This is a genomic window from Xanthomonas sp. NCPPB 3761, assembly GCF_041475705.2.
Classification (GTDB): Bacteria; Pseudomonadota; Gammaproteobacteria; order Xanthomonadales; family Xanthomonadaceae; genus Xanthomonas; species Xanthomonas phaseoli.
This window is the reverse complement of sequence record NZ_CM191262.1, coordinates 1,832,967-1,854,549: the sequence shown is the minus strand read 5'-3', so window position 1 is coordinate 1,854,549 and position 21,583 is coordinate 1,832,967. Positions and strand designations below refer to the sequence as shown.

At 65.0% G+C, this 21,583-nt stretch carries 15 protein-coding genes, 1 tRNA gene and 2 pseudogenes; 11 read left to right on the top strand and 7 right to left on the bottom strand.

Features of this window, described 5'->3' with window-relative positions:
- Positions 1 to 37: 37 nt before the first annotated feature.
- From pstS (ACCQ00_RS08150) to rnt, 8 genes are all read left to right on the top strand, one after another.
- Positions 38 to 1,057, top strand: a complete 1,020-nt coding sequence (gene pstS / locus ACCQ00_RS08150) for a phosphate ABC transporter substrate-binding protein PstS (RefSeq protein ID WP_017155850.1) — start codon at positions 38 to 40, stop codon at positions 1,055 to 1,057.
- A gap of 351 nt (positions 1,058 to 1,408) precedes the next feature.
- Positions 1,409 to 2,500 carry a phosphate ABC transporter substrate-binding protein PstS gene (gene pstS / locus ACCQ00_RS08145; protein ID WP_017155849.1) on the top strand — a complete coding sequence of 364 codons (1,092 nt, stop codon included), beginning with the start codon at positions 1,409 to 1,411 and terminating at the stop codon, positions 2,498 to 2,500.
- Positions 2,501 to 2,612: 112 nt separating this feature from the next.
- A complete protein-coding gene (pstC, locus tag ACCQ00_RS08140; RefSeq protein ID WP_003487154.1) occupies positions 2,613 to 3,587 on the top strand; it encodes a phosphate ABC transporter permease subunit PstC in 975 nt (324 codons plus the stop codon).
- Positions 3,587 to 4,456, top strand: a complete 870-nt coding sequence (gene pstA, locus ACCQ00_RS08135; protein WP_017155848.1) for a phosphate ABC transporter permease PstA — start codon at positions 3,587 to 3,589, stop codon at positions 4,454 to 4,456. Before pstC ends, pstA begins: the two co-directional genes overlap by 1 nt.
- 22 nt (positions 4,457 to 4,478) lie before the next feature.
- Positions 4,479 to 5,309, top strand: coding sequence for a phosphate ABC transporter ATP-binding protein PstB (gene pstB, locus ACCQ00_RS08130; RefSeq protein ID WP_005913798.1), 831 nt, complete (start codon positions 4,479 to 4,481; stop codon positions 5,307 to 5,309).
- 128 nt (positions 5,310 to 5,437) lie between these two features.
- Positions 5,438 to 6,148: a phosphate signaling complex protein PhoU gene (phoU, locus tag ACCQ00_RS08125; RefSeq protein ID WP_008572166.1), complete on the top strand. Its 711-nt coding sequence runs from the start codon at positions 5,438 to 5,440 to the stop codon at positions 6,146 to 6,148.
- A gap of 114 nt (positions 6,149 to 6,262) precedes the next feature.
- Positions 6,263 to 6,646, top strand: coding sequence for an RcnB family protein (locus ACCQ00_RS08120; RefSeq protein ID WP_039569126.1), 384 nt, complete (start codon positions 6,263 to 6,265; stop codon positions 6,644 to 6,646).
- A 257-nt stretch (positions 6,647 to 6,903) separates the two neighbouring features.
- Complete coding sequence (rnt, locus tag ACCQ00_RS08115; protein ID WP_080949032.1) at positions 6,904 to 7,545, top strand: ribonuclease T; 642 nt, start codon at positions 6,904 to 6,906, stop codon at positions 7,543 to 7,545.
- Between the two features lie 239 nt (positions 7,546 to 7,784).
- Here the strand turns inward: rnt and ACCQ00_RS08110 are convergent.
- The 4 genes and pseudogenes from ACCQ00_RS08110 to rnr form a co-directional block, all read right to left on the bottom strand.
- A pseudogene (locus ACCQ00_RS08110) lies at positions 7,785 to 10,834 on the bottom strand (diguanylate cyclase domain-containing protein).
- Between the two features lie 264 nt (positions 10,835 to 11,098).
- On the bottom strand, positions 11,099 to 11,848 hold the full coding sequence (gene rlmB / locus ACCQ00_RS08105; protein ID WP_011346992.1) for a 23S rRNA (guanosine(2251)-2'-O)-methyltransferase RlmB: 750 nt from the start codon (positions 11,846 to 11,848) through the stop codon (positions 11,099 to 11,101).
- 312 nt (positions 11,849 to 12,160) lie between these two features.
- The gene (locus tag ACCQ00_RS08100; protein WP_033473818.1) at positions 12,161 to 12,634 is read right to left on the bottom strand and encodes a GFA family protein; all 474 of its coding nucleotides are present in this window, start codon (positions 12,632 to 12,634) and stop codon (positions 12,161 to 12,163) included.
- Between the two features lie 282 nt (positions 12,635 to 12,916).
- A complete protein-coding gene (rnr, locus tag ACCQ00_RS08095) occupies positions 12,917 to 15,445 on the bottom strand; it encodes a ribonuclease R (RefSeq protein WP_372354103.1) in 2,529 nt (842 codons plus the stop codon).
- Between the two features lie 121 nt (positions 15,446 to 15,566).
- Here rnr and ACCQ00_RS08090 point away from each other — a divergent pair.
- Positions 15,567 to 15,653, top strand: a tRNA-Leu gene (locus tag ACCQ00_RS08090).
- A gap of 350 nt (positions 15,654 to 16,003) precedes the next feature.
- On the opposite strand, the gene ACCQ00_RS08085 is transcribed toward ACCQ00_RS08090, so the two are convergent.
- The 3 genes and pseudogenes from ACCQ00_RS08085 to ACCQ00_RS08075 form a co-directional block, all read right to left on the bottom strand.
- The gene (locus ACCQ00_RS08085) at positions 16,004 to 17,524 is read right to left on the bottom strand and encodes a platelet-activating factor acetylhydrolase IB subunit (RefSeq protein WP_372354102.1); all 1,521 of its coding nucleotides are present in this window, start codon (positions 17,522 to 17,524) and stop codon (positions 16,004 to 16,006) included.
- A gap of 385 nt (positions 17,525 to 17,909) precedes the next feature.
- Positions 17,910 to 17,996, bottom strand: a pseudogene (locus ACCQ00_RS08080) (acyl-CoA dehydrogenase family protein); the annotation flags it as partial.
- 53 nt (positions 17,997 to 18,049) lie between these two features.
- Entirely contained in the window at positions 18,050 to 19,231 is a 1,182-nt protein-coding gene (locus tag ACCQ00_RS08075; protein WP_017156817.1) for an acyl-CoA dehydrogenase family protein, read from the bottom strand.
- Between the two features lie 88 nt (positions 19,232 to 19,319).
- Here ACCQ00_RS08075 and ACCQ00_RS08070 point away from each other — a divergent pair, with 88 nt between their 5' ends.
- Positions 19,320 to 20,315, top strand: coding sequence for an ArsR/SmtB family transcription factor (locus tag ACCQ00_RS08070; protein WP_039569111.1), 996 nt, complete (start codon positions 19,320 to 19,322; stop codon positions 20,313 to 20,315).
- Positions 20,312 to 21,451 carry a homocysteine S-methyltransferase family protein gene (locus tag ACCQ00_RS08065; RefSeq protein ID WP_017156815.1) on the top strand — a complete coding sequence of 380 codons (1,140 nt, stop codon included), beginning with the start codon at positions 20,312 to 20,314 and terminating at the stop codon, positions 21,449 to 21,451. The genes ACCQ00_RS08070 and ACCQ00_RS08065 overlap by 4 nt, the downstream gene beginning before the upstream one ends.
- Positions 21,452 to 21,583: the final 132 nt, after the last annotated feature.

Below are 21,583 nucleotides of genomic sequence, written 5' to 3'. Positions count from 1 at the left end.
CGGGACGTCCTCATCCCTTCGCTACAGGAGCTGTTCCGTGATCCACTCCTTCAAGACCCGTCTGGCCGTCGGCGTCCTCGCCGCCTCGCTGGCACTGTGTGCCCAGGCTGCCGATGTCACTGGCGCCGGTGCGTCGTTCATCTACCCGGTGATGTCCAAGTGGTCGGCCGACTACAACGCCGCCACCAAGAAGCAGGTCAACTACCAATCGATCGGTTCGGGCGGCGGTATCGCCCAGATCAAGGCGGCCAGCGTGGACTTCGGCTCGTCCGATGCCCCGCTCAAGCCGGAAGAACTGGCCGCTGCCGGCCTGGCGCAGTTTCCCTCGGTGATCGGCGGCGTGGTGCCGGTGGTCAACGTTCCGGGCGTCGCTGCCGGTACGCTCAAGCTGGACGGCAAGACCCTGGGCGACATCTTCCTGGGCAAGGTCAGCACCTGGAACGATCCGGCCATTGCCGCGCTGAACCCGGGCATGAAACTGCCGGACGGCAAGATCACCGTGGTGCACCGCTCCGATGGTTCGGGCACCAGCTTCAACTTCACCAACTACCTGTCTAAGGTCAACCCGGACTGGAAGAGCAAGGTTGGCGAAGGGACTGCCGTGCAATGGCCGACCGGCATCGGCGGCAAGGGCAACGAGGGCGTGGCCGCCTACGTGAAGCAGATCAAGGGCGGCATCGGCTACGTCGAGCTGTCGTACGCGCTGCAGAACAAGATGGCCTACACCGCAATGAAGAACGCGGCCGGCAAGTTCGTGCAGCCGTCGGATGAAACCTTCGCCGCCGCTGCCAACAGCGCCGACTGGGGCACAGCCAAGGACTTCTACCTGGTGATGACCAACGCGGCCGGCGATAACGCCTGGCCGATCACGGCGACCAATTTCATTCTGGTGCAGAAAAAGCCGAAGAACCCGGCGGGCCTGAAGAACACGCTGGACTTCTTCCGCTGGGTCTACACCAAGGGCGATGCGCAGGCCAAGCAGTTGGACTACGTGCCGCTGCCGGACACGCTGGTGACCCAGATCGAGGCGTACTGGGCCAAGAATCTGCCGCACTAAGGACGCCGCAGGCCCCTGATATAGCGGCCAAGGTGGGGCAAGCCATGCTTTAAAACCGCATGGGCGGTTTTCTGGTGCATGCCGGCGACCTGCATGGCCACCTGAAATGGCCACCAGGTGCCCTGCACTAAGGCCCGGCGGCAAGCACGAAAACGCGTAAAGGAACGACGCCGTCTCTCTCCCCGGCGTCGGCCCCGGGACGCGGATCCCGGAGGGCGCCACGCCCTCCGCGGTCCGCGTCTTTTTTTTGTGATGCATTGGCCAGAAGGCGCTGTCATGCAGGTGTAACAAAAACATCATTTCATAGTGTGGTCTGCCGGAGACACCGGCCAATCCAGCCTCGGAGCTTCCATGAAATTGCAGTCGGCCAGCCTGACCGCCCTGTCCCTCACCATCGCCCTCGCCCTGGCCGCGTGTTCGCCCGGCAAGGACGCGCCGTCCGCAGACGCCGCAAAGGGCGCGCCGACCGCAGGCGCCACCGCCAGCGACAGCAAGGGCGCTGAGATTTCCGGCGCCGGTGCTTCCTTCATCTACCCGCTGGTGTCCAAGTGGTCGGCCGACTACAACGCCGCCACCGGCAACAAGGTCAACTACCAGTCGATCGGCTCCGGCGGCGGCATTGCGCAGATCAAGGCCGGCACGGTGGATTTCGGGTCGACCGACAAGCCCCTGGACAGCACGGAACTGCAACAGGCTGGCCTGGGCCAGTTCCCGTCGGCCATCGGCGGCGTGGTGCCGGTCGTCAATCTGGAAGGCATCGCCCCGGGCAAGCTGCGCCTGACCGGCGCCTTGCTGGGCGACATCTTCCTGGGCAAGGTCACCATGTGGAACGACGCGGCCATTGTCGCGGCCAACCCGGGCGTGACCCTGCCCGCCACCAAGATCAACCTGGTGCATCGCTCGGATGGGTCGGGCACTACCTTCAACTTCTCCAACTACCTGTCCAAGGTCAGCCCGGAGTGGAAGAGCAAGGTCGGCGAAGGCACCTCGGTGCAGTGGCCGGGTGGCGTAGGCGGCAAGGGCAATGAGGGCGTTGCCTCGTACGTGCAGCAGATCAAGGGCTCGATCGGCTATGTCGAGCTGGCCTACGCGCTGCAGAACAAGATGCCGTACACCTCGCTGCAGAACGCGGCCGGCCAGTGGGTCGAGCCGAATGCGGAAAGCTTCGCCGCTGCCGCTGCCAGCGCCGACTGGGCCAACGCCCGTGACTTCAACCTGGTGATCACCAATGCACCAGGCGAGAAGGCCTGGCCGATCACCGCCACCAACTTCATGTTGATGCACAAGCAGCCCAAGGACGCCAAGCGCAGCAAGGCGACGCTGGACTTCTTCAAGTGGGCGCTGGAAAGCGGCCAGGCCCAGGCCAGCGAATTGCACTACGTGCCGCTGCCGCCGGAGCTGGTGAAGCAGATCGAAGCCTATTGGGGCAGCGAGTTCAAGTAATGCCCTGCACCCGCCCATGCGGCGGGCTGCGCTGCGGCGAGGTACCTGAAGGTGCCTCGCCGTTCCTGCTGTCTCACGCTGCCGCCGTTGCGCGGGTGACGAGTCCAATCGAATGAATGCCACCGCCATTCCCGAAGCGATGACCGCGCCACGCGGCCGCGACCTGCGCGACGCACGCGCCGATCGCCTGTTCAAGCTTGCGCTGGCCGCCACGGTCGTTTTCGTCCTGTTGGCGCTCGGCAGCGCGGCACTGTCGATGCTGTGGGGCGGACGCCATGCCTTGCAGATGCAGGGCCTGAGTTTCTTCTATTCGGCCGACTGGAATCCGGTCGAAAACAAATACGGTGCGCTGGCACCGATCTACGGCACCCTGGTCACCGCAGTCATCGCGATGCTGATTGCGGTGCCGGTGAGTTTCGGTATCGCGTTCTTTCTGACCGAAGTGGCACCGCGTTGGTTGCGTGGCCCGGTGGGCACCGCCATCGAATTGCTGGCCGGCATCCCGTCGATCATCTACGGCATGTGGGGCCTGTTCGTGCTGGTGCCGGTGATGACCGAACACGTCACACCATGGCTCAACGATCATCTCGGCACGCTGCCGCTGATCGGCCCGTTGTTCCAGGGCCCGCCGTTGGGCATCGGCCTGCTGACGGCCGGCTTCGTGCTGGCAATCATGGTGATTCCCTTCATTTCCTCGGTGATGCGCGAAGTGTTTCTGACCGTGCCCACGCGCTTGAAGGAATCGGCGTACGCGCTGGGCTCGACCAAATGGGAAGTGAGCTGGGACATCGTGCTGCCCTACACCCGCTCGGCGGTGATCGGTGGCGTGTTCCTGGGGCTGGGGCGTGCGCTGGGCGAAACCATGGCGGTGGCCTTCGTGGTCGGCAACACGGTACGTCTATCGCCGTCGCTGCTGGAGCCTGGCACCACCATCGCGGCGTTGATCGCCAACGATTTCGGCGAGGCCACCGAAACCTACCGGTCGGCATTGCTGCTGCTGGGCTTCGTGCTGTTCATCGTGACCTTCATCGTGCTGGCCATCGCGCGCTTCATGCTGATGCAGTTGTCGCGTCGGGAGGGTAACTGATGTCCGCCGCTTCGGTGTCGCAATCGCTTTACAACCGCCGCCGGGTCACCAACGCCATTGCGTTGCTGCTCTCGTGCGTCACTGCATTGTTTGGCCTGTTCTTCCTGGCCTGGATCCTGTGGACGCTGGTGTCCAAGGGCGTGCCGGGCATCGACCTCAACCTGTTTACCAAGATGACGCCGCCGCCGATGCAGGAAGGCGGCCTGCTCAACGCCTTCTTCGGCAGTGCGGTGATGTGCGGGCTGGCGCTGGCCATCGGCACGCCGCTGGGGATTGCAGCCGGCACCTGGCTGGCCGAGTACGGCAACGCGCGCAAGGCCGGCGTGGTGGTGCGCTTCGTCAACGACATCCTGTTGTCGGCGCCGTCGATCGTGCTGGGCCTGTTCGTCTACACCTTGTACGTGATGCAGACCGGCGGGCGCTTTTCGGCATTCGCCGGTGCGCTGTCGCTGGCCTTCATCGTGCTGCCGGTGGTGGTGCGCACCACTGACGAGATGCTGCGGTTGGTGCCGGCGCAGATGCGTGAAGCGGCATTGTCGTTGGGCATTCCCCAATGGAAAGTCACGGTGCAGGTGCTATACCGCAGCGCCTCGGCAGGCATCGTCACCGGCGTGCTGCTGGCGCTGGCACGCATCAGTGGCGAAACCGCACCGCTGCTGTTCACCGCGTTCGGCAACCAGTACTGGAACAGCAACATCTTCCAGCCGATGGCCAGCGTGCCGGTGATCATGAACCAGTTCGCCGGCAGCCCGTACGAGACCTGGCAAACGCTGGCCTGGGCCGGCGCGCTGGTACTGACCGTGTTCGTGTTGCTGGTCAGCCTGGGTGCGCGCGCCCTGCTCTTGCGCAACAAGATCTCCAATGACTGACCTTTCCTTCCGGACACCCGACATGAACGATCTCCAAAACGCCAAGCCGATGCATCGCATCGCTGTTCCGGCCGCCACGGGGGCGCCGACGGCGCAGGCGCCGGTGAAGGTGGCCGCACGCAATCTGGATTTCTATTACGACAAGTACCACGCGCTCAAGAGCATCAACATCGAGATCCCCGAAAAGCGCGTCACCGCGTTGATCGGTCCCTCCGGCTGCGGCAAGTCGACCTTGCTGCGCATCTTCAACCGCATCTACGCGCTGTACCCGAAGATGGAAGCGCGCGGCGAGGTCTTGCTGGACAACGAAAACATCCTGTCGCCGAAGTACCCGATGAACCGCCTGCGCAGCAAGGTGGGCATGGTGTTCCAGAAGCCGGTGCCGTTTCCGATGACCATCTTCGAAAACGTGGCCTACGGCATCCGCCACCACGAAAAACTCTCCAAGGCCGACATGCAGAACCGCGTCGAGCAGGCCTTGCGTCAGGGCGCGCTATGGGACGAGGTGAAGGACAAGCTGGGGCAGAGCGCGCTGGGGCTGTCCGGCGGCCAGCAGCAGCGCCTGTGCATCGCACGTGCGGTGGCGCTGCGCCCGGATGTGTTGTTGCTGGACGAACCGACGTCCGCGCTGGACCCGATCTCCACCAGCCGTATCGAGCAACTGGTGGAAGAGCTCAAGCGCGACTACACCATCGTGATCGTGACCCACAACATGCAGCAGGCCGCCCGCGTCTCCGACTACACCGCCTTCATGTATCTGGGCGACCTGATCGAGCACGACCGCACCGAAACCATTTTTTCGCAGCCCTCCAAGCAGCAGACCGAGGACTACATCACCGGCCGCTTCGGTTGATGTAAGGCGCGCCAGCGCAACGCCGCATTGACGCAGTTCCGCCGCACCGCCCGGCACGACATTTGCATCGTCTGCCATGTCGCCAAGGTAACGGCGGACATCCACCACTGCCACGAATCGAGATCACGATGAACCAGCACCTCAACGACCATATCGTCAAAAGCTACGACGAGGAGCAGCACCGTCTCGTCGCCGAGATCGTGCGCATGGGCGAGACGGCGGTGGCGCAGCTGGAAGCCGCACTGGATGTGGTGGAGCGTCGCGATGACAATGCCGCGCACCGCATCGTGGTCAACGACGAGGCGATCGACGCGCTGGAGCACGCGATCAGCCACGACGTGATGCGACTTGCATTGCGCGGCCCGATGGCGCGCGATCTGCGCGAAATTCTTGCAGGCCTGCGGATTCCGGCCGATATCGAACGTATCGGCGATTACGCGGCCAACGTGGCCAAGCGCTCGATCGCGCTCAATTCCGCACCGCCGCTGCCGCAGACCGTGGGCCTGCGCGCGCTCGGCCAGATGGCGGCCGATGCGGTGCGAGAAGCCGTACAGGCGTATCGCAACAAGGATGCCGATGCGGCGATCCGCGTCCGCGACGAAGATGCACGCCTGGATGCGCAGTACACCGCGTTGTTCCGCGAACTGCTCACCTACATGATGGAAGACCCGCGCAATATCACCCCGTGTACGCATCTGCTGTTCATGGCAAAGAATCTGGAACGCATTGGCGACCACGCCACCAACATCGCCGAGAACGTATGGTTCCTGGTGCATGGCGAGCAGCCCTTGCCTCCGCGGGTGAAGCGCGACGACACCAGCAGCACCGGCGTCATCTAGACCGCGCCGACGGTCGTGCCGGCGAGGTGTCGTAAGGCCTTCTCATTACGTATTCAGCTTGGAACTTCTAGGGTGCAGGTGCACAGGCATTTCCTGTGAAGCAGGAGTCCGCTGATGAAACGCTTCATTGGATCTTTCATGGCCTTGACGCTGCTGACCTCTGGCGCAGCGTTTGCAGCGCCGCAGCAGCACGACCTCGATCACGACCGTGACCGCGACGCGCAGCGTCACGACGACCATGGCCCTGACCGTCGTGACGACCATCGCGACGACCGCCGCAACGCACATCACGACGATCATCGCAACGACCGGCGCGGCCCGCCGTATCGCCGCGGCGAGCGGCTGGCGCCGGACCATCGTGGCAGCCGCGTTGCCGACTACCACAAGCATCATCTCAAGCCGCCGCCGCGCGGGCACGAATGGCGTCGGGTGGACAACACGTACGTGCTGATCGCAGTGGCCACCGGGCTGATTACCAGCGTCGTCGCGGCTCGCTAAGCGCTCGCTCACCGTGTCGTTAGGGAGGCCCGGTCCGGCAACGCGGATCGGGCCTCTTCGTTTCGGTATGGGGCGACTGGCGCTGCGTGGTCTGCAGTCGCCCGGCTCGAGAAACACGCTTGCAGACAGTGGGGCGGCAATGCATGCCAAGGCCAGTGGCGTTAGGTCATGTACCGGATCGCGTGGGGCGGCGCTGCCGCCGGTGTGAGCGTGCCAGCTGCAGCCAGGGCAGAGCCCGGCGTGCGACCTGCTAGGCTATGCGGATGAACGAACCGGTCGATGCACAGCCTGCCCCCTCCTTTTTGCCGATGTCGCGCCGCTTTCGTGGCTATCTGCCCGTGGTGGTGGACGTGGAAACCGGCGGGTTCGACTGGAACAGGCACGCACTGCTGGAGATCGCCTGCGTGCCGATCGAAATGGATGCCGATGGACGCTTCTTTCCCGGCGAGACCGCCAGCGCCCACCTGGTACCGGCGCCCGGGCTGGAGATCGACCCGAAGTCGCTGGAAATCACCGGAATCGTGCTCGACCACCCGTTCCGCTTCGCGAAACAGGAAAAGGACGCGCTGGATCATGTGTTCGCGCCGGTGCGCGCGGCAGTGAAGAAATACGGCTGCCAGCGCGCAATCCTGGTCGGCCACAACGCCCATTTCGACCTGAATTTTCTCAACGCGGCCGTGGCGCGCGTGGGCCACAAACGCAACCCGTTTCATCCTTTCAGCGTATTCGACACGGTGACGTTGGGTGGCGTGGCCTACGGCCAGACCGTGCTGGCACGCGCCGCCCAGGCCGCAGGACTGGACTGGAATGCCGCCGACGCCCACAGCGCGGTCTACGACACCGAACAGACCGCACGCCTGTTCTGCAAGATCGCCAACGCCTGGCCCGGGCCGGTGTGAGGACGGGATGCGGGAGTGGGCATTCGGGATTGGCAGAAGCGTCGTGGTTTCTGGATTGAAGCGGCCAATCGCGTACGTTTACCAAGCACGAGCCGCAACCGTCTGATCACGACGCAGCACTGCTGCTTGCTGCCGTACCCTCATCCGCTCTTCTGGGCACCTTCTCGTGCAGGAGAAGGAACGCCTGCACTGCCGTTGCGAATCCCAAATCCCGATTCCCGAATCCCGAATCCCGGCGTCTAACCCACACAGATCCGATCGCGGCCGGCGCTCTTGGCTTCGTACAAGGCATGATCGGCGCGCTGCATCAGCGACGAGCCGGTGTCGTCGTCGCGCAGCGCGGCAACACCGGCGCTGAAGGTCACCTGCAAGCCCTCGACGCTGGCCCAGTTGTGGCGGGCATGGAAGAGCGCGCGGATGCGCAGGCAGAGCGCCTGTGCCTCATCCAGTGTGGTGTCGGCCAATAGCAGCGCGAATTCTTCGCCGCCCAGGCGTGCCGGCAGATCCGAGGCGCGCGCGGCCGCGGTCAGGAGCACTCCCACCTCGTGCAGGACCGCATCGCCACTGGCGTGCGAATAATGGTCGTTGATGCGCTTGAAGTGATCGATATCCAGAATCGCCAGCACCAGCGGCCGCGCACTGCGCCGTGCACGGCTGATATCGCGCGCCAGTGCTTCGTCGAAATGGCGACGGTTGGGCAGCCCGGTCAACGCATCTTCATGCGCCTGGCGCTCGAACACATCGGACTTGATGCGCAAACGCGTCAAGAGTTCGCTCTTTTCCTGGTTGGCCTGCAGCAAACGCTGCGCCTGCCGTTGCAGGTCTTCGGTGCGCTTGCGCACCAGCTCGGCCAGGCGCGCGTTGTGGGTCTTGTAGCGATGCAGCAATACGCGATACAGCAAGGCCAGCAACAAGAGCGTCCCCAGCGCCACGGCCAGGCGCACATCCTGGCGTTGCCACCACAGCGGCAATACCTCGAACGCCCACACCGCTTCGTGCGGACTCCATGCCCCACCCGGATGGCGCGCAGCCACGTGCAGACGATACCGGCCTGGCGGCAGGCCGATGAATTCCACGCTGCGCTGCCGGCCGCGCTCGGTCCAGCTAGTGTCCAGACCCTCCAGTCGGGTGCGGTACTCGATTCGCTCCGGCAGCAGAAAGCTCATGCCGACGTAGGACACGTTCAAGCGATGCCCGCCAGCCAGTTGTGCGCGCTGGCGCCACACCAACGGCTGACCATCCTGCTGCACGTTCTCGATCACTGCCGGCGGCGGGCGACGTTAGCGAAAGCGCTGCAGGCGTGAGGGGGCGACCCTGCTCACACCGCCAGCTGTCACCACCCACACCGTGCCGTCGGCACGCCGCAGCAGGCTGGGGCCGGAACTGCCATTGGCTTGCGCATTGCCCATGCCATCGATCTCGCCATAGCGTTCGGTCGCGAGCGTGCCATGCCCGTCGGCAACGGCATTGAGGGTCTTGAGTTCGGTACGCAGCACACCGCGATTGCTGCTGATCCATGCATTGCCACGCCGGTCGTCGATGAGCTGGAACACCGTATCCACCGGCATGCCCTGCTCCAGACCCACGCGTGCAAGCACGCCATCGCGCTCGCGATACAGGCCGCGGTCGGTGGAGATCCACACATCGCGGCCGATGGTCTGAAAACCGAACACGCTGCGCGCGCCGCCCAGTTTTTCCAGATTCAACTGGCGCAGCTTGCCGTTGCGTAGCACTGCCGCACCATCGACCGAACCGATCCACAACGCACCATCGACGCTGGTTAATGCGGTCACCACGCTGGCAGGCAGGCCTTCGATCGCCAACGGCCCGCGCCTGCCATCCACTAGCTGCACCACGCCACGCTGGGTTGCCAGCCATACCGCATCGTGGTCGTCGATCACGATCGCGCGGATATGCCCGCTGGGAATGCCCTCGGCCTCGCCGTAATGGCGCAGCACGTGCCCAGCGCGCAACACGAAGACGCCATCGGCATAGGTGCCCACCCAAAGATCGCCGTGCCGGTCCAACGCCAGACTGAGCACCGAAAGGCGTCGCCCGGAGGGTGTGACCACCGGCACCGGTACGATGCGCCCGTCCGGCAGCATCCGGTCCAGGCCGACGGTTCCGGCGATCCATAGACTGCCGTCGCGGTCTTCCAACATGGCGCGGCTGTAGTCCCCGCTTAATCCATCGCGCTGGCTGTAGCTGCTGAACAGGGTCTCGCGCAGCCGGAACAGACCGCCATTGGCGCCGACCCAGATACTGCCTTCGGCGTCCTCACGCAGGCTGACGATGCGTCCGGTCGGCAGGCTGCGGCCGGCCGGCCGGCCGGCAGATGCTCCACGCCGTACGGCCCGATCCGCAGCAGCCCCTGGTTTTCGCTGCCCAGCCACAGATCGCCGTGGCGATCCTGCAGCATCGCGGTGAAGTGGCCCTGCCCCGGCACCCGATGCACCAGCTCGGCGCGCTCGCCCTGCAGGCGAAACAGCTGATCGCCCGCAACCACCCACACCGTGCCGTCCGTCGCGCGATACGGCCATGCCAACCCTGGTGGAAACCCGAATGCAGCCGGCGCGCGGTACATGCGGCCATCCGGTTCGCGGTAGATCAATCCATCGAAGGTGCCGATCAACAAGCGCCCCCGCGCATCGAACACCATGCGCGGAAAGCTGCTCTGCAGCGGCGCGTCATCGTGCGGCGGGAAATAGTCGAAGCGCCCATCCGGCCACAGACAGCCCAGCCCATGCCCTTCGAACAATAGCCACATGCGGCCTTCGGCGTCCATGGTCATGGCATGGATCAACGCCTGCGGCCACTGCCCCTGCCGCTGCCACTGCCACTGCCGCCATTGCCCATCGGCAGCATGCCGGACCAGGTTGCCACGCGCATCGCTCAGCCACAGCGCGCCATCGCGATCTACGTAGAGTGCGCCGACGCCGTTATCGGGCAGCCCCGGGCGCGTGCTGCGGTCGATCACGCTGAATTCCAGCCCGTTGTAGCGCACCAGGCCTTCCCAGGTGGCGAACCACAGATACCCGTCGCGGGTCTGGGCGATGTCGCGCAGGGAGTTGTGCGGGAGCCCGTTGCGCGAACTCCAGCTGTCGATGGCGTAATCGCGCAAGCGTGCCGTTCCGGCCGGTGAGGCAACCGCAACAAGCGAACACAGCGCCAACAGCAGGCAGGCGCCGACACCGAGCCAGCGCTGCTGGCGTCTGTTGTTTCGTCGTGCTGACGCCTGGACGCCGCAACTGCTCTCGCCTGTTTGCCAGGCGCCCACCCCATCGTTCATCACACACAACGCGCCGTTCGCTGGCGATATGGTAGGCAAAAACGTCGCACTGCGTTCGACCATGTCTGCGCAGGTCTGGAAAGCCTTGCTGCAACTCCCTGCGCGTGCGCCTGGCAGCGCCCCGCGACCTGCATCTGCGCGGAACATTGCGCAGTTGCCCATCGGCAATGCATCGATCAAGCGTTGGCGCTGCGGTGCATCGCGTAACGCGCGTGCGATACGTAGACCGGCACGCCTGCGCCCGCACCTGATGCATGCAGGCCGCTAGGTGCCCAGGCGCTGGCGCACGGCCTCGAACAAGGTCACACCGGTCGCGACCGACACATTGAGGCTTTCGATTTCGCCGGGCATTGGGATCTTGACCAGGCCATCGCAGTGCTCGCGGGTGAGACGGCGCAGGCCATCGGCCTCGCCACCCAGCACCAGCCCGACATTGCCGCGCAGATCCACGCTATACAACGAAGCCTCTGCTTCGCCGGCCAAGCCATACAACCACACTCCCTGCTTCTGCAGGTCGCGCAGGCAGCGCGCCAGGTTGGTCACCGCCACCACCGGAATGCGGTCGGCCGCACCGGCGGAGGTCTTGCGCACGGTGGCGTTCACCGTGGCCGACTTGTCCTTGGGAATCACCACCGCGGTGACGCCCGCCGCTGCCGCACTGCGCAGGCATGCGCCAAGGTTGTGCGGGTCCTGCACGCCATCGAGGATCAGCACCAACGCGCGTCCTTCGGCGGCCTCGACCAACCCTTCCAGCTCGTTCTCGGCCCACAGCCGCGCGGCGGCATAGCGTGCGGCCACGCCCTGGTGGCGCACCTGCCCGCCCACGCCGTCCAGCGCCTGCGTGTTGACCCGGCGCACGTCGATGCCCTTGCGGCGCGCCTGTTCCTCGATCTCGGTCAGGCGCGGGTTCTTGCTGCCGGCCTCGATCAACACCTCGCGCACGTTGTCGGCGTCGTTCTCGACGGACGAGGCGACAGCATTGACGCCGACGATCCACTGGTTCTGCTTGCTCATTGCGCGGGCATACGAAAAGGTAAAGGGGAATGGTAGGGCTTGCGGCCTGTCACGTCACGGCCGGGGCATGCAGCACGGCGATGCCAACGACGCGATGCGGCGATGGCACTGGTACTGGACGCGCAGCGCCCGAGGTCGATGGCGCATGCCTGCATTGGACCGCATGCTGGCCGCGCCCCCCCTTGTGCCGATGGATGCCTGCCAGTCGGTGCACCTGCGCGTCTTGCCGCGGCGAGTGGCAGCCGCGAGCGAGGTTTCACCGTTACTGCTCGCATGCCGCGATCAGCAGCACACTCAAACCAGGGCGATGTCTCACGCAGGCCAATGCGCAGTGTCGTGATCCGGATGCTGCCGCGACACCACGCTGGCCAAAAAAGCCTCCGCGGCGGCATCGTCCTCGGGTGGACGCGTGGGCAGCTGCGCCAGGCCATCGACGAAGGGCAGCTTGCGATCCAAACCATATTGGATATGCGGCGGCAGCCGCTCCGGCATATCGAAGGCACCTGCCGCAACTGCCACGCCGTCGGGTGCCTCATACGTCAATGGCGTGCCGCAGTCGGCGCAAAAACCGCGCTGCACGACGTTCGACGATGCGAAGCGCCTGGGCTCGCCACGGGTCCAGCGAAACTCGGTGCCTCGTACTGACACCAGCGGCGCGTAATACGCGCCGAATGCCTTCTGGCACATGCGGCAATGACAGATCGAAGCGTCCACCAACGCACCACGCACGTGAAACCGCACCGCCCCGCACTGGCAGCCACCGCTATATTCGCTTGAAGTGTCCATGCCCTGCTCCGCGTCAGTCTATTACGGACACCATTGCAGATCCGCTTCCCTGCAACGGCCCCACCTGTTTCGCTAACAGCTAATAACACGACTGCGCTCATCACCAAGCGGACGCGGCCGGTAGTGGGAGGGGGACCTGGCCGGAAGCGCCGGCACGCAGCGGTTCATCAGCGCAGCCTACGCCCACCCGACCACCCGCACTCCATTGTTGGTGGCTGCTCTTGTCACCACCACCTCGCGTGGCGGGCTGCCGTTCGGCGGCCCGCAGCGGCGTTCTGCATCTCAGTACGATTTCTTTTTGCGCTTGGTCGGCTTCTCGCGTGGCGGCAGCGGCGCTTCGGGCGCTGCGCCATTTTCTTCGGCCAGGCGGAAGTCGATCTTGCGCTCCTCCATGCTGGCCTTGAGCACCAGCACGCGCACCGGGTCGCCAAGGCGGAACTCGCGACCACGGCGCTCGCCGCTGAGCGTCTTGCGAATCGGATCGAACTGGTAATAGTCCTGCGGCAGCTGCGTGACATGCACCAGTCCGTTGACCTTGGACTGCGTCAACTCCACGAACAAACCAAATCCTGTCACACCGCTGATCACGCCATCGAACTGGCCACCGACGTGCTTTTCCATCCACGCTGCGCGGTAGCGCTCATCCACTTCGCGCTCGGCTTCATCGGCACGCCGTCCACGCTCGGAGCATTGCAGCGCCAGTGCCGCCATCTGCCGCGGCGTGTAGATGAATTTTTCCGGGCTGGCGCCGGTCAGCGCGTGCGCGATCGCGCGGTGCACCAGCAGGTCAGGATAACGGCGGATCGGCGAGGTAAAATGCGCGTATGCCTCCAACGCCAGACCGAAATGGCCGTTGTTCTCCGGCGAATACACCGCCAGGCTCTGGCTGCGCAGCAACACCGATTCCAGCAACGCCGCATCCGGGCGGGCGCGCACTTTCTTCAGCAACTTGGTGTAGTCGCCGGGGCGCACCTTGCTCCATGCCGGCAAGCTCAGCTGGAACTCCTTGAGGAACTCCAGCAGGTCTTCGTACTTGCTCTCCGGCGGGCGCTCATGCACACGGTAAGGCGCGGGCACATGCACGCTCAGCAGGTAGCGCGCCGCCTCGACATTGGCGGCGATCATGCATTCTTCGATGAGCTTGTGGGCATCGTTGCGCACCAGCATGCCGGCCTGGGTGACTTCGCCGGTGTTGTCGAGCACGAAGCGCACTTCGGAGGTTTCGAACTCGATCGCCCCGCGCTGCGTGCGCGCCTTCGACAGCACGTGATACAGCTGATGCAGGCGCTGCACCTGCGGCAACAGCGGGCCGATGAAGGCCTTGGTGTCGGCATCGTCCTCGCCCACCGCCTTCCACACCTGGTTATAGGTCAGGCGTGCGTGCGAATTCATCACCGCTTCGTAGAAGCGCGAGCCGGTCACTTCGCCATCGCGGCCCACCTGCATATCGCAGACGAAACACATGCGGTCGACCTTGGGCATCAGCGAGCAGATGCCGTTGGACAGCGTTTCCGGCAGCATCGGCACCACGAAGCCGGGGAAATACACCGAGGTGGCACGCTTTTGCGCTTCGTCGTCCAGCGGCGTCCCGGGACGCACGTAGTTGGACACATCGGCGATTGCCACCACCAGACGGAAGCCGTCGGCGTTGGACTCGCAATACACCGCGTCATCGAAATCCTTGGCGTCTTCGCCATCGATGGTGACCAGTGGCATCTGCCGCAGGTCCACGCGCCCACCGATCATCTGTGGCTCGACCACCAGCGGCACGGCCGCGGCTTCGTCCAGCACTTCCTGCGGGAATTCGTGCGGCAGTTCGTGGCCGTGGATGGCCATTTCAACCACCAGCGACGGCGTCAGCTTGTCACCCAGCACCGCGATGATCTTGCCGATCGCCGGGCGGCGCGCGTCCGGCGGCGCGATCAGTTCGCAAACCACCAATTGGCCTTCGCGTGCCTCGCCGATACCGTCCGGGGCGATCTGCACATTGCGCTGGATGCGTTTGTCGTCGGGGTCGACGTAAGCCACACCGTGCTCATAGAAAAAACGCCCCAGCATGCGCGACATGCCACGCTCGAGCACGCGCGCGATGGCGCCTTCGCGACGGCCGCGGCGGTCGATGCCGGTGACATTGGCCAGCGCGCGGTCGCCATGCATGACCTTGCGCATTTCGAACGGCGGCAGGAACAGGTCATCGCCGCCCTCGTCGGGCTTGAGGAAACCGAAGCCCTCCGGATTGGCGATGACCACACCGGCGATCAGGCTGGTCTGCTGCACCGGCGCGTAGCCGCCGCGGCGGTTCTGCACCAGTTGCGCTTCGCGCACCATTGCGGCCAGGCGCTTGCCCAACGCATCGATGCGGCCGCTCAGATTGAGCTGCTCGGCAATTTCTTCGGCGGTCTGCGGACCGTCGCAGGCTTCAAGCAATTGCAGGATGGCCTCGCGGCTGGCAATCGGCTCGGCATACCGAAGCGCCTCGCGCTCTGCATGCGGATCCTTGAATTCGGCAGTCGCAGGCGCAGCGGTCTGGAAGCGTTCCGGCGGCGGCGCAGACGGGCCACTCTTGCGCGGATGCGGAGCGCGCGGCGCAGGCGGCGCGGTCGCCGGCTGCGGCGAGGCTTTGGAGGGGTTGGATGCTTTGTCGGCAGCGCGCTTGTTGGCGGACTTGGTCGATGCGCCGGCTGCGGCGCGGACCAGGAAGTCTGGCATCCAGCCCGGCAACTTCTGCTGTTCGGCAGTGCTGGAATCGCCTGCGCCGGTGGATTTGCGGCGACTCGGCCGATCGGAATCTGGGGTTTTTTTCTTTGTCATTGCCTACATGGTACTGCGTGGCGCGGCGAGATGGGCGGCAAGGCCGGCGCGACCGCCGAGGATTGCCGTATAGAAACCATTGACAAGGCTTCCAGGAGCCTGCAAAATTCACGGCTCACCTGCCCAGGTGGCGGAATTGGTAGACGCACTAGCTTCAGGTGCTAGCGGGGGCAACTTCGTGGAGGTTCGAGTCCTCTTCTGGGCACCAGTTTAAAAAGACCTCCGAGCAATCGGGGGTCTTCTGGTTTCTGGGGTTCGAACACGCAGTGCTCTGCACTCGAGCGCCGCGCCAAGCCCTTGCCGGGGGCCCGGCCCCCGGCTCGGCCGTTCGGCGTTGAAACCGCAGACCAGGCCATGCCCGGCCGTACCTGAGACGCAGAAGGCCCGGCTTGAGCCGGTTGGCCGTTACCAGCTCCATGCAAGGAATGCGGGCCCGCGCAATGCTAAAAATCAAGCGCGACTGTCGGCCCGCACGATGCAGCGGCGCGCGGACGGCCGCACTGCACCACTTACCAGCCGCGCTCGCCTTTCCATGAACGCCCCGGCGTGCCGCCCCCGTTACGGCGCAGCGGTAATCCCCGCGTCGCGCAGCGCCTGCGCCCAGATGCGGTAGCCGGACTCGCTGGGATGAGTGCCATCGGGCATCAACGCGTCGGGCAGCGTGCCGTCGGGCTGCAGCATCTTCGGGCCGATATCGACCAACTGCACCGTTGGATCCTTGGCATAGCGCGCAATCAGCAGTCGGTTTGTCTCGGCGATCGGTGCGCGCCGCGCATCGTCGGCGTTGCGGCCACGCGGCATGATTGCCATCAGGATCAGCTTGCTGTTGGGCAAGCGGCGACGCACCTCGGCGACCACCGCCTCAACGCCCTGGGCAGCTTCGGCCGGGGTGCTGGCGCGCGACTGCGCGGTGCCGGTGAGATTGTTGGTGCCGATATGCACCACCACCCATTGCGGATCCAGGCCGTCGAGTTCGCCCTGGCGGATGCGCCACAGCACGTTCTGGGTGCGATCCCAGCCGAAGCCCAGGTTCAGCACCGGCCGCTTGCCGTACAACCATTGCCAGGACTCCGGACCACTGACACGGGTGGCCTGCGGCGGCCCGGACCAGAAATGAGTGATCGAGTCGCCGATCATCACCACCTGCGGCTTCAGGCTGCGCGCAACGGCCAGCGCTGCGTGGTGGCGTGCGTACCAGTCGTAGGAGTCCTGCTCCAGCCAGTCGACCGGCATCAGCGAGGTCGCCGCGTCACGGCCGAGTTCGGCCACCGGCTTCACCGGTGGCTCGCCCAACAGCCGCGCCAGCGTGGGCTCGATCGCTTCGGCCAGCATGCGCTGCCCCCGCGTGTCCGGATGCAAGGCGCCGGCCGCCGGACGGAACCGGGTGTCGTAGAACAGCTCGGTGCGCAGCTTGCCGTCGCGCTGGAAGACCGAGCTCATATCCAGATAGGTCACGCGCGGGTTGTCGCAGTAGCGCACAGCCAGGCCCTGGTTGATCTGTACATCGCGACGCGATTTTTCGCTGGAAAGATCGCTTGGCAACACGCTCAGCAGCAGGATGTGCGTGCGCGGCAGCTTCTGCTCGATCGTCGCGACCACCGCATCGATACCGAGTTGGGTCTGTTCGGCAGTTTGACCGAGATGGCCGGTGTTGTTGGTGCCGATCAGCACCAGCGCGACCTTCGGCTGCAGCCCGTCGACTTCGCCATTGGCCAGCCGCCACAGCACGTTTTCGGTGCCGTCGCCACTGAAACCCAGATTGAGCGCACCGCGGCTGCCGTAGAAGGTTTGCCAGGTCAGTTGGAAGTCTTCGTCCGGCGCCTTGGCTTTTTCGTAGTTTTGAGTGATCGAATCGCCGATCAGCAGCAACTTGGTATCCGGGTGCTGCTTGACCTGTTCCAGCACCTGCGCATGCCGCTGCGCCCACCAGGACTCGCGCAGACGATCGGTTGGCACGATCGAAGGCGGGGTCTGCGCGCCTGCCGTGGCGCAGACCAGCAATAGCGCGCAGCACACCAGCGCGGGCGCGACGGCAGACAGCAAAGGACGGGAAAGCACAGCGTGCAACGACCGGAACATGCGCGCACCAGCAGCGGGAAGAAGCGGCGATTGTGGTCCGCGGGCGCAGCGAACGACAAGCGTGCCCATGCAGCGCCCGTGCTCAGGCGCTGCGCGATAGCGAATGTGTGCGGGCGGCTTGGCGGCTCACGCAAGGCAACTGCATCCAGGCCACGCGCGCCAGCCGGCGCAGGAGCATACCTGTGCGCGATGTGGACTGATCGACAACGCTTCGCCGCACGCGGGCACGCTCCTACCAAGCGATACCTGGCGATCGGGTACACACCGACGCCGGAGCGGCCACTACGGATTTCGGAAGCACCTTTGTGGATCTGGGCGATCGTGGCGTCGCGGAGAGCGCTCCAGCGTTGCCGCGCGTAGCGGCAGCGCTGGAGCGCGGTCGACCTCAGCGCAGGCCGGTCTCGCCGCGCGCGATCACCAGGCGCTGGATTTCCGAGGTGCCCTCGTAGATTTCGGTGATCTTGGCGTCGCGGAGAGCGCTCCAGCGTTGCCGCGCGTAGCGGCAGCGCTGGAGCGCGGTCGACTTCAGCGCAGGCCGGTCTCGCCGCGCGCGATCACCAGGCGCTGGATTTCCGAGGTGCCCTCGTAGATTTCGGTAATTTTGGCATCGCGGAAGTAGCGCTCCAGCGGCATTTCTTTCGAATACCCCATGCCGCCATGAATTTGCACGGCCTGATGGGTGATCCACATCGCCGCCTCGGATGCGGTGAGCTTGGCCACGGCCGCTTCGGTACCGAACTTCTGCCCCTGCCCCTTCAACCACGCCGCGCGCAACGTCAGCAGCAGCGCTGCATCCAGCTTGCACTTCATGTCGGCGATCTTGGCCTGGGTCATCTGGAACGTGCCGATGGCCGCGCCAAATGCCTTGCGTTCCTTCACGTAGGCCAGCGTGGCCTCATACGCCGCGCGTGCAATCCCGACCGCCTGCGACGCAATGCCGATGCGCCCGGCATCCAGCACGCTCATCGCAGTCTTGAAGCCCTCGCCTTCTACGCCCAGCACGTCGTCGGGCTGCGCAACGTAATCGGCAAACTCGATTTCGCAGGTGGCCGAGGCACGAATGCCGAGCTTGGGCTCGGTCTTGCCGCGGTGAAAACCGGCGCGGTCGGTGTCGACCATGAAGGCGGTGATGCCGCGCGAGCCCTTGTCCGGCTCGGTTACCGCAAACAAGACGATGTACTTGGCGACCGGGCCGGAGGTGATCCAGCTCTTCTTGCCATTGATGACGAAGCTGCCATCGGCCTGCTTGACCGCGCGGCAGCGCATTGCCGAGGCATCCGAACCGGACTGCGGCTCGGTCAGCGCGAATGCACCGATGTGGGTGCCTTCGGCAATCGCGCGCACATAGAGCTGCTTCTGCGCTTCGCTGCCGTTCTTCAGAATGCCGGTGCAAAACAGCGAATTGTTGACCGAGACGATGGTGGAATGCGCGCCGTCGGCCGCGGCGATTTCGATCATCGCCAACGCGTAGCTGATCGGGTCCATGCCGGCGCCGCCGTAGTCGACCGGCACCTCGATGCCCATCAGGCCGTTTTCGCCCAGCAGGCGGATATTTTCCAGCGGAAACTCGCCGCTACGGTCGAAGTGCTCGGCGCTGGGCGCGATCTTTTCCTGGGCGATGCGGCGCGCCACATCCTGGATCATCAATTGTTCTTCGGTAAAGCTGAAATCCACGTCGCACCCCTTCAGGCCTGAGCTGGGCCCCATTGTAGCGCCAACCATTCGCATGCGTATGTAGTTGACCGCACCTGCCGCCGGGCCGAAAATATCTCCATATCGCGATATAGAGATATTCATGGATCTGGAAGACTGGTCGGCCCGCCTGAAGGTGTTTGCCGACGCCACCCGAGTGCGCCTGCTGGCCTTGCTGGAGCAGGAAGAACTCACCGTGGCCGAGCTGTCGGCCATCACCCGCCTGGCGCAGCCGCGGGTGTCCACGCACCTGGCCAAACTCAAGGAAGCCGGGCTGGTCCGCGACCGCCGCGCCGGGGTGTCGGCGTATTACCGCTTCGACGAAGTGTCGCTGGACCCGGCCCAGCGGGCGCTCTGGCTGGCGCTGAGCACCGGCAGCGACGATCCGTTGTTGCGCCAGGATGCCGAGCGCGTGGCCGCCGTGCTGGCCAACCGTGCCGCGGACCAGAACTGGGCCGATTCGGTGGCCGGCGACATGGAACGGCATTACTCGCCCGGACGCACCTGGGAAGCGCTGGCGCGCACCGCCCTGCCCCTGCTGGAAACCGGCGACGTACTCGACATCGCTTCCGGCGACGGCGTGCTGGCCGAGCTGGTGGCACCGCATGCCACCCGCTACATCTGCATCGACACCAGCGCGCGCGTGGTTGCGGCCGCCAGCGAGCGCCTGCGCAAACTCCGCAATGTGGAAGTGCGCGAAGGCGACATGCATGCGCTGCCATTCCCCGATGCCAGCTTCGACCTGGTGGTGCTGATGCATGCGCTGACCTATGCGGCCAAACCGGCGCAGGCGGTGGCCGAATCGGCGCGCGTGCTACGCCCGGGCGGCCGCCTGCTGCTGTGCAGCCTGGCCAAGCACGAACACCGCGCCGCGGTGCATGCGTACGGTCACGTCAATCTGGGGTTTGCTGCCAAGGAGTTGCGCAAGTTCGTCGAAAAAGCCGGGCTGGACGTGTCCAGCCTGGAGACGGTGACGCGCGAAAAACGACCGCCGCATTTCGAAGTGATTTCGTTGATTGCGGTGAAGCCGGGAATTGGGAGTCGGGATTCGGGATTGGTGGAAAACAAAGACACCGCTGCACGGAGTACCGGGCCATGACGCACGCGCGAATCCCCAATTCCGAATCTCCAATCCCGTTTTCGCTGCCCTGGCTGCACCCCGAGCGCGCGGCCAAGCTGACTGCCGCGTTGCGCGAGCGCATCCTCATCATCGATGGCGCGATGGGCACCATGATCCAGCGCCACAACCTGCAGGAACCGGATTACCGCGGCACCCGTTTTGCCGACGGCTACGACAGTGCGCACGTGCACGCGCCCGGTTGCGACCACGCACACGTACCGCAGGGCCACGACTTGAAGGGCAACAACGATCTGCTGCTGCTGACCCGGCCGCAGATCATTGCCGGCATTCACCGTGCCTATCTGGATGCAGGTGCCGATCTGCTGGAAACCAATACCTTCAACGCCACGTCGGTGAGCCAGGCCGACTATCACCTGGAACATCTGGTGTACGAGTTGAACAAGGCCGGCGCACAGGTCGCCCGCGCCTGTTGCGACGAAGTGGAGGCGTTGACCCCGCACAAACCGCGCTTTGTGATCGGCGTGCTCGGCCCCACCAGCCGTACCGCCTCCATCAGCCCGGACGTCAACGATCCCGGCTACCGCAATACCAGTTTCGACGCGCTGCGCGAAACCTATCGCGAAGCGATCGAGGGCTTGATCGATGGCGGCGCCGATACGCTGATGGTGGAAACCATCTTCGACACGCTCAATGCCAAGGCCGCGCTGTATGCGATCGAAGAGGTCTTCGAAGCGCGCGGTGGGCGTTTGCCGGTGATGGTCTCCGGCACCATTACCGACGCATCCGGTCGCACCTTGTCCGGACAGACCGCCGAAGCGTTTTATGCCTCCGTCGCGCACGGCCGGCCGTTGTCGATCGGCCTGAATTGCGCGCTCGGCGCCAAGGAGTTGCGCCCGCACGTGGAAACGTTGGCGCAGATCGCCGACGCCTATGTCAGCGCACATCCGAACGCCGGTTTGCCGAATGCCTTCGGCGAATACGACGAGACGCCGGAAGAAATGGCGGCCACGCTGCACGAATTCGCACAGGCCCGCCTGCTCAACCTGGTCGGCGGCTGCTGCGGTACCTCGCCCGACCATATCCGCGCCATCGCCGAAGCGGTCGCCGATCTTCCGCCGCGCCAATTGCCTGGCACGCAGGAGTTGGCGGCGTGATGCGGCAAGTGAGCCCTCATCCGCCCTTCGGGCACCTTCTCCCGCTGGCGGGAGAAGGACAGCGCAGCGCTTGGGCTGCCACGAGGAAGCGCTATGCGCAGTACACACCCTGTCCTTCGCTGGAGGGAAAAG

Coding starts and splice junctions, on each gene's coding strand:
- pstB (WP_005913798.1), top strand. CDS start 4,479: ATGAACGATCTCCAAAACGCCAAGCCGATGCATCGCATCGCTGTTCCG.
- pstS (WP_017155849.1), top strand. CDS start 1,409: ATGAAATTGCAGTCGGCCAGCCTGACCGCCCTGTCCCTCACCATCGCC.
- pstA (WP_017155848.1), top strand. CDS start 3,587: ATGTCCGCCGCTTCGGTGTCGCAATCGCTTTACAACCGCCGCCGGGTC.
- ACCQ00_RS08100 (WP_033473818.1), bottom strand. CDS start 12,634: ATGGACACTTCAAGCGAATATAGCGGTGGCTGCCAGTGCGGGGCGGTG.
- ACCQ00_RS08085 (WP_372354102.1), bottom strand. CDS start 17,524: ATGTTCCGGTCGTTGCACGCTGTGCTTTCCCGTCCTTTGCTGTCTGCC.
- rnt (WP_080949032.1), top strand. CDS start 6,904: ATGCGGATGAACGAACCGGTCGATGCACAGCCTGCCCCCTCCTTTTTG.
- ACCQ00_RS08065 (WP_017156815.1), top strand. CDS start 20,312: ATGACGCACGCGCGAATCCCCAATTCCGAATCTCCAATCCCGTTTTCG.
- ACCQ00_RS08070 (WP_039569111.1), top strand. CDS start 19,320: ATGGATCTGGAAGACTGGTCGGCCCGCCTGAAGGTGTTTGCCGACGCC.
- rlmB (WP_011346992.1), bottom strand. CDS start 11,848: ATGAGCAAGCAGAACCAGTGGATCGTCGGCGTCAATGCTGTCGCCTCG.
- pstC (WP_003487154.1), top strand. CDS start 2,613: ATGAATGCCACCGCCATTCCCGAAGCGATGACCGCGCCACGCGGCCGC.
- phoU (WP_008572166.1), top strand. CDS start 5,438: ATGAACCAGCACCTCAACGACCATATCGTCAAAAGCTACGACGAGGAG.
- ACCQ00_RS08075 (WP_017156817.1), bottom strand. CDS start 19,231: ATGGGGCCCAGCTCAGGCCTGAAGGGGTGCGACGTGGATTTCAGCTTT.
- ACCQ00_RS08120 (WP_039569126.1), top strand. CDS start 6,263: ATGAAACGCTTCATTGGATCTTTCATGGCCTTGACGCTGCTGACCTCT.
- rnr (WP_372354103.1), bottom strand. CDS start 15,445: ATGACAAAGAAAAAAACCCCAGATTCCGATCGGCCGAGTCGCCGCAAA.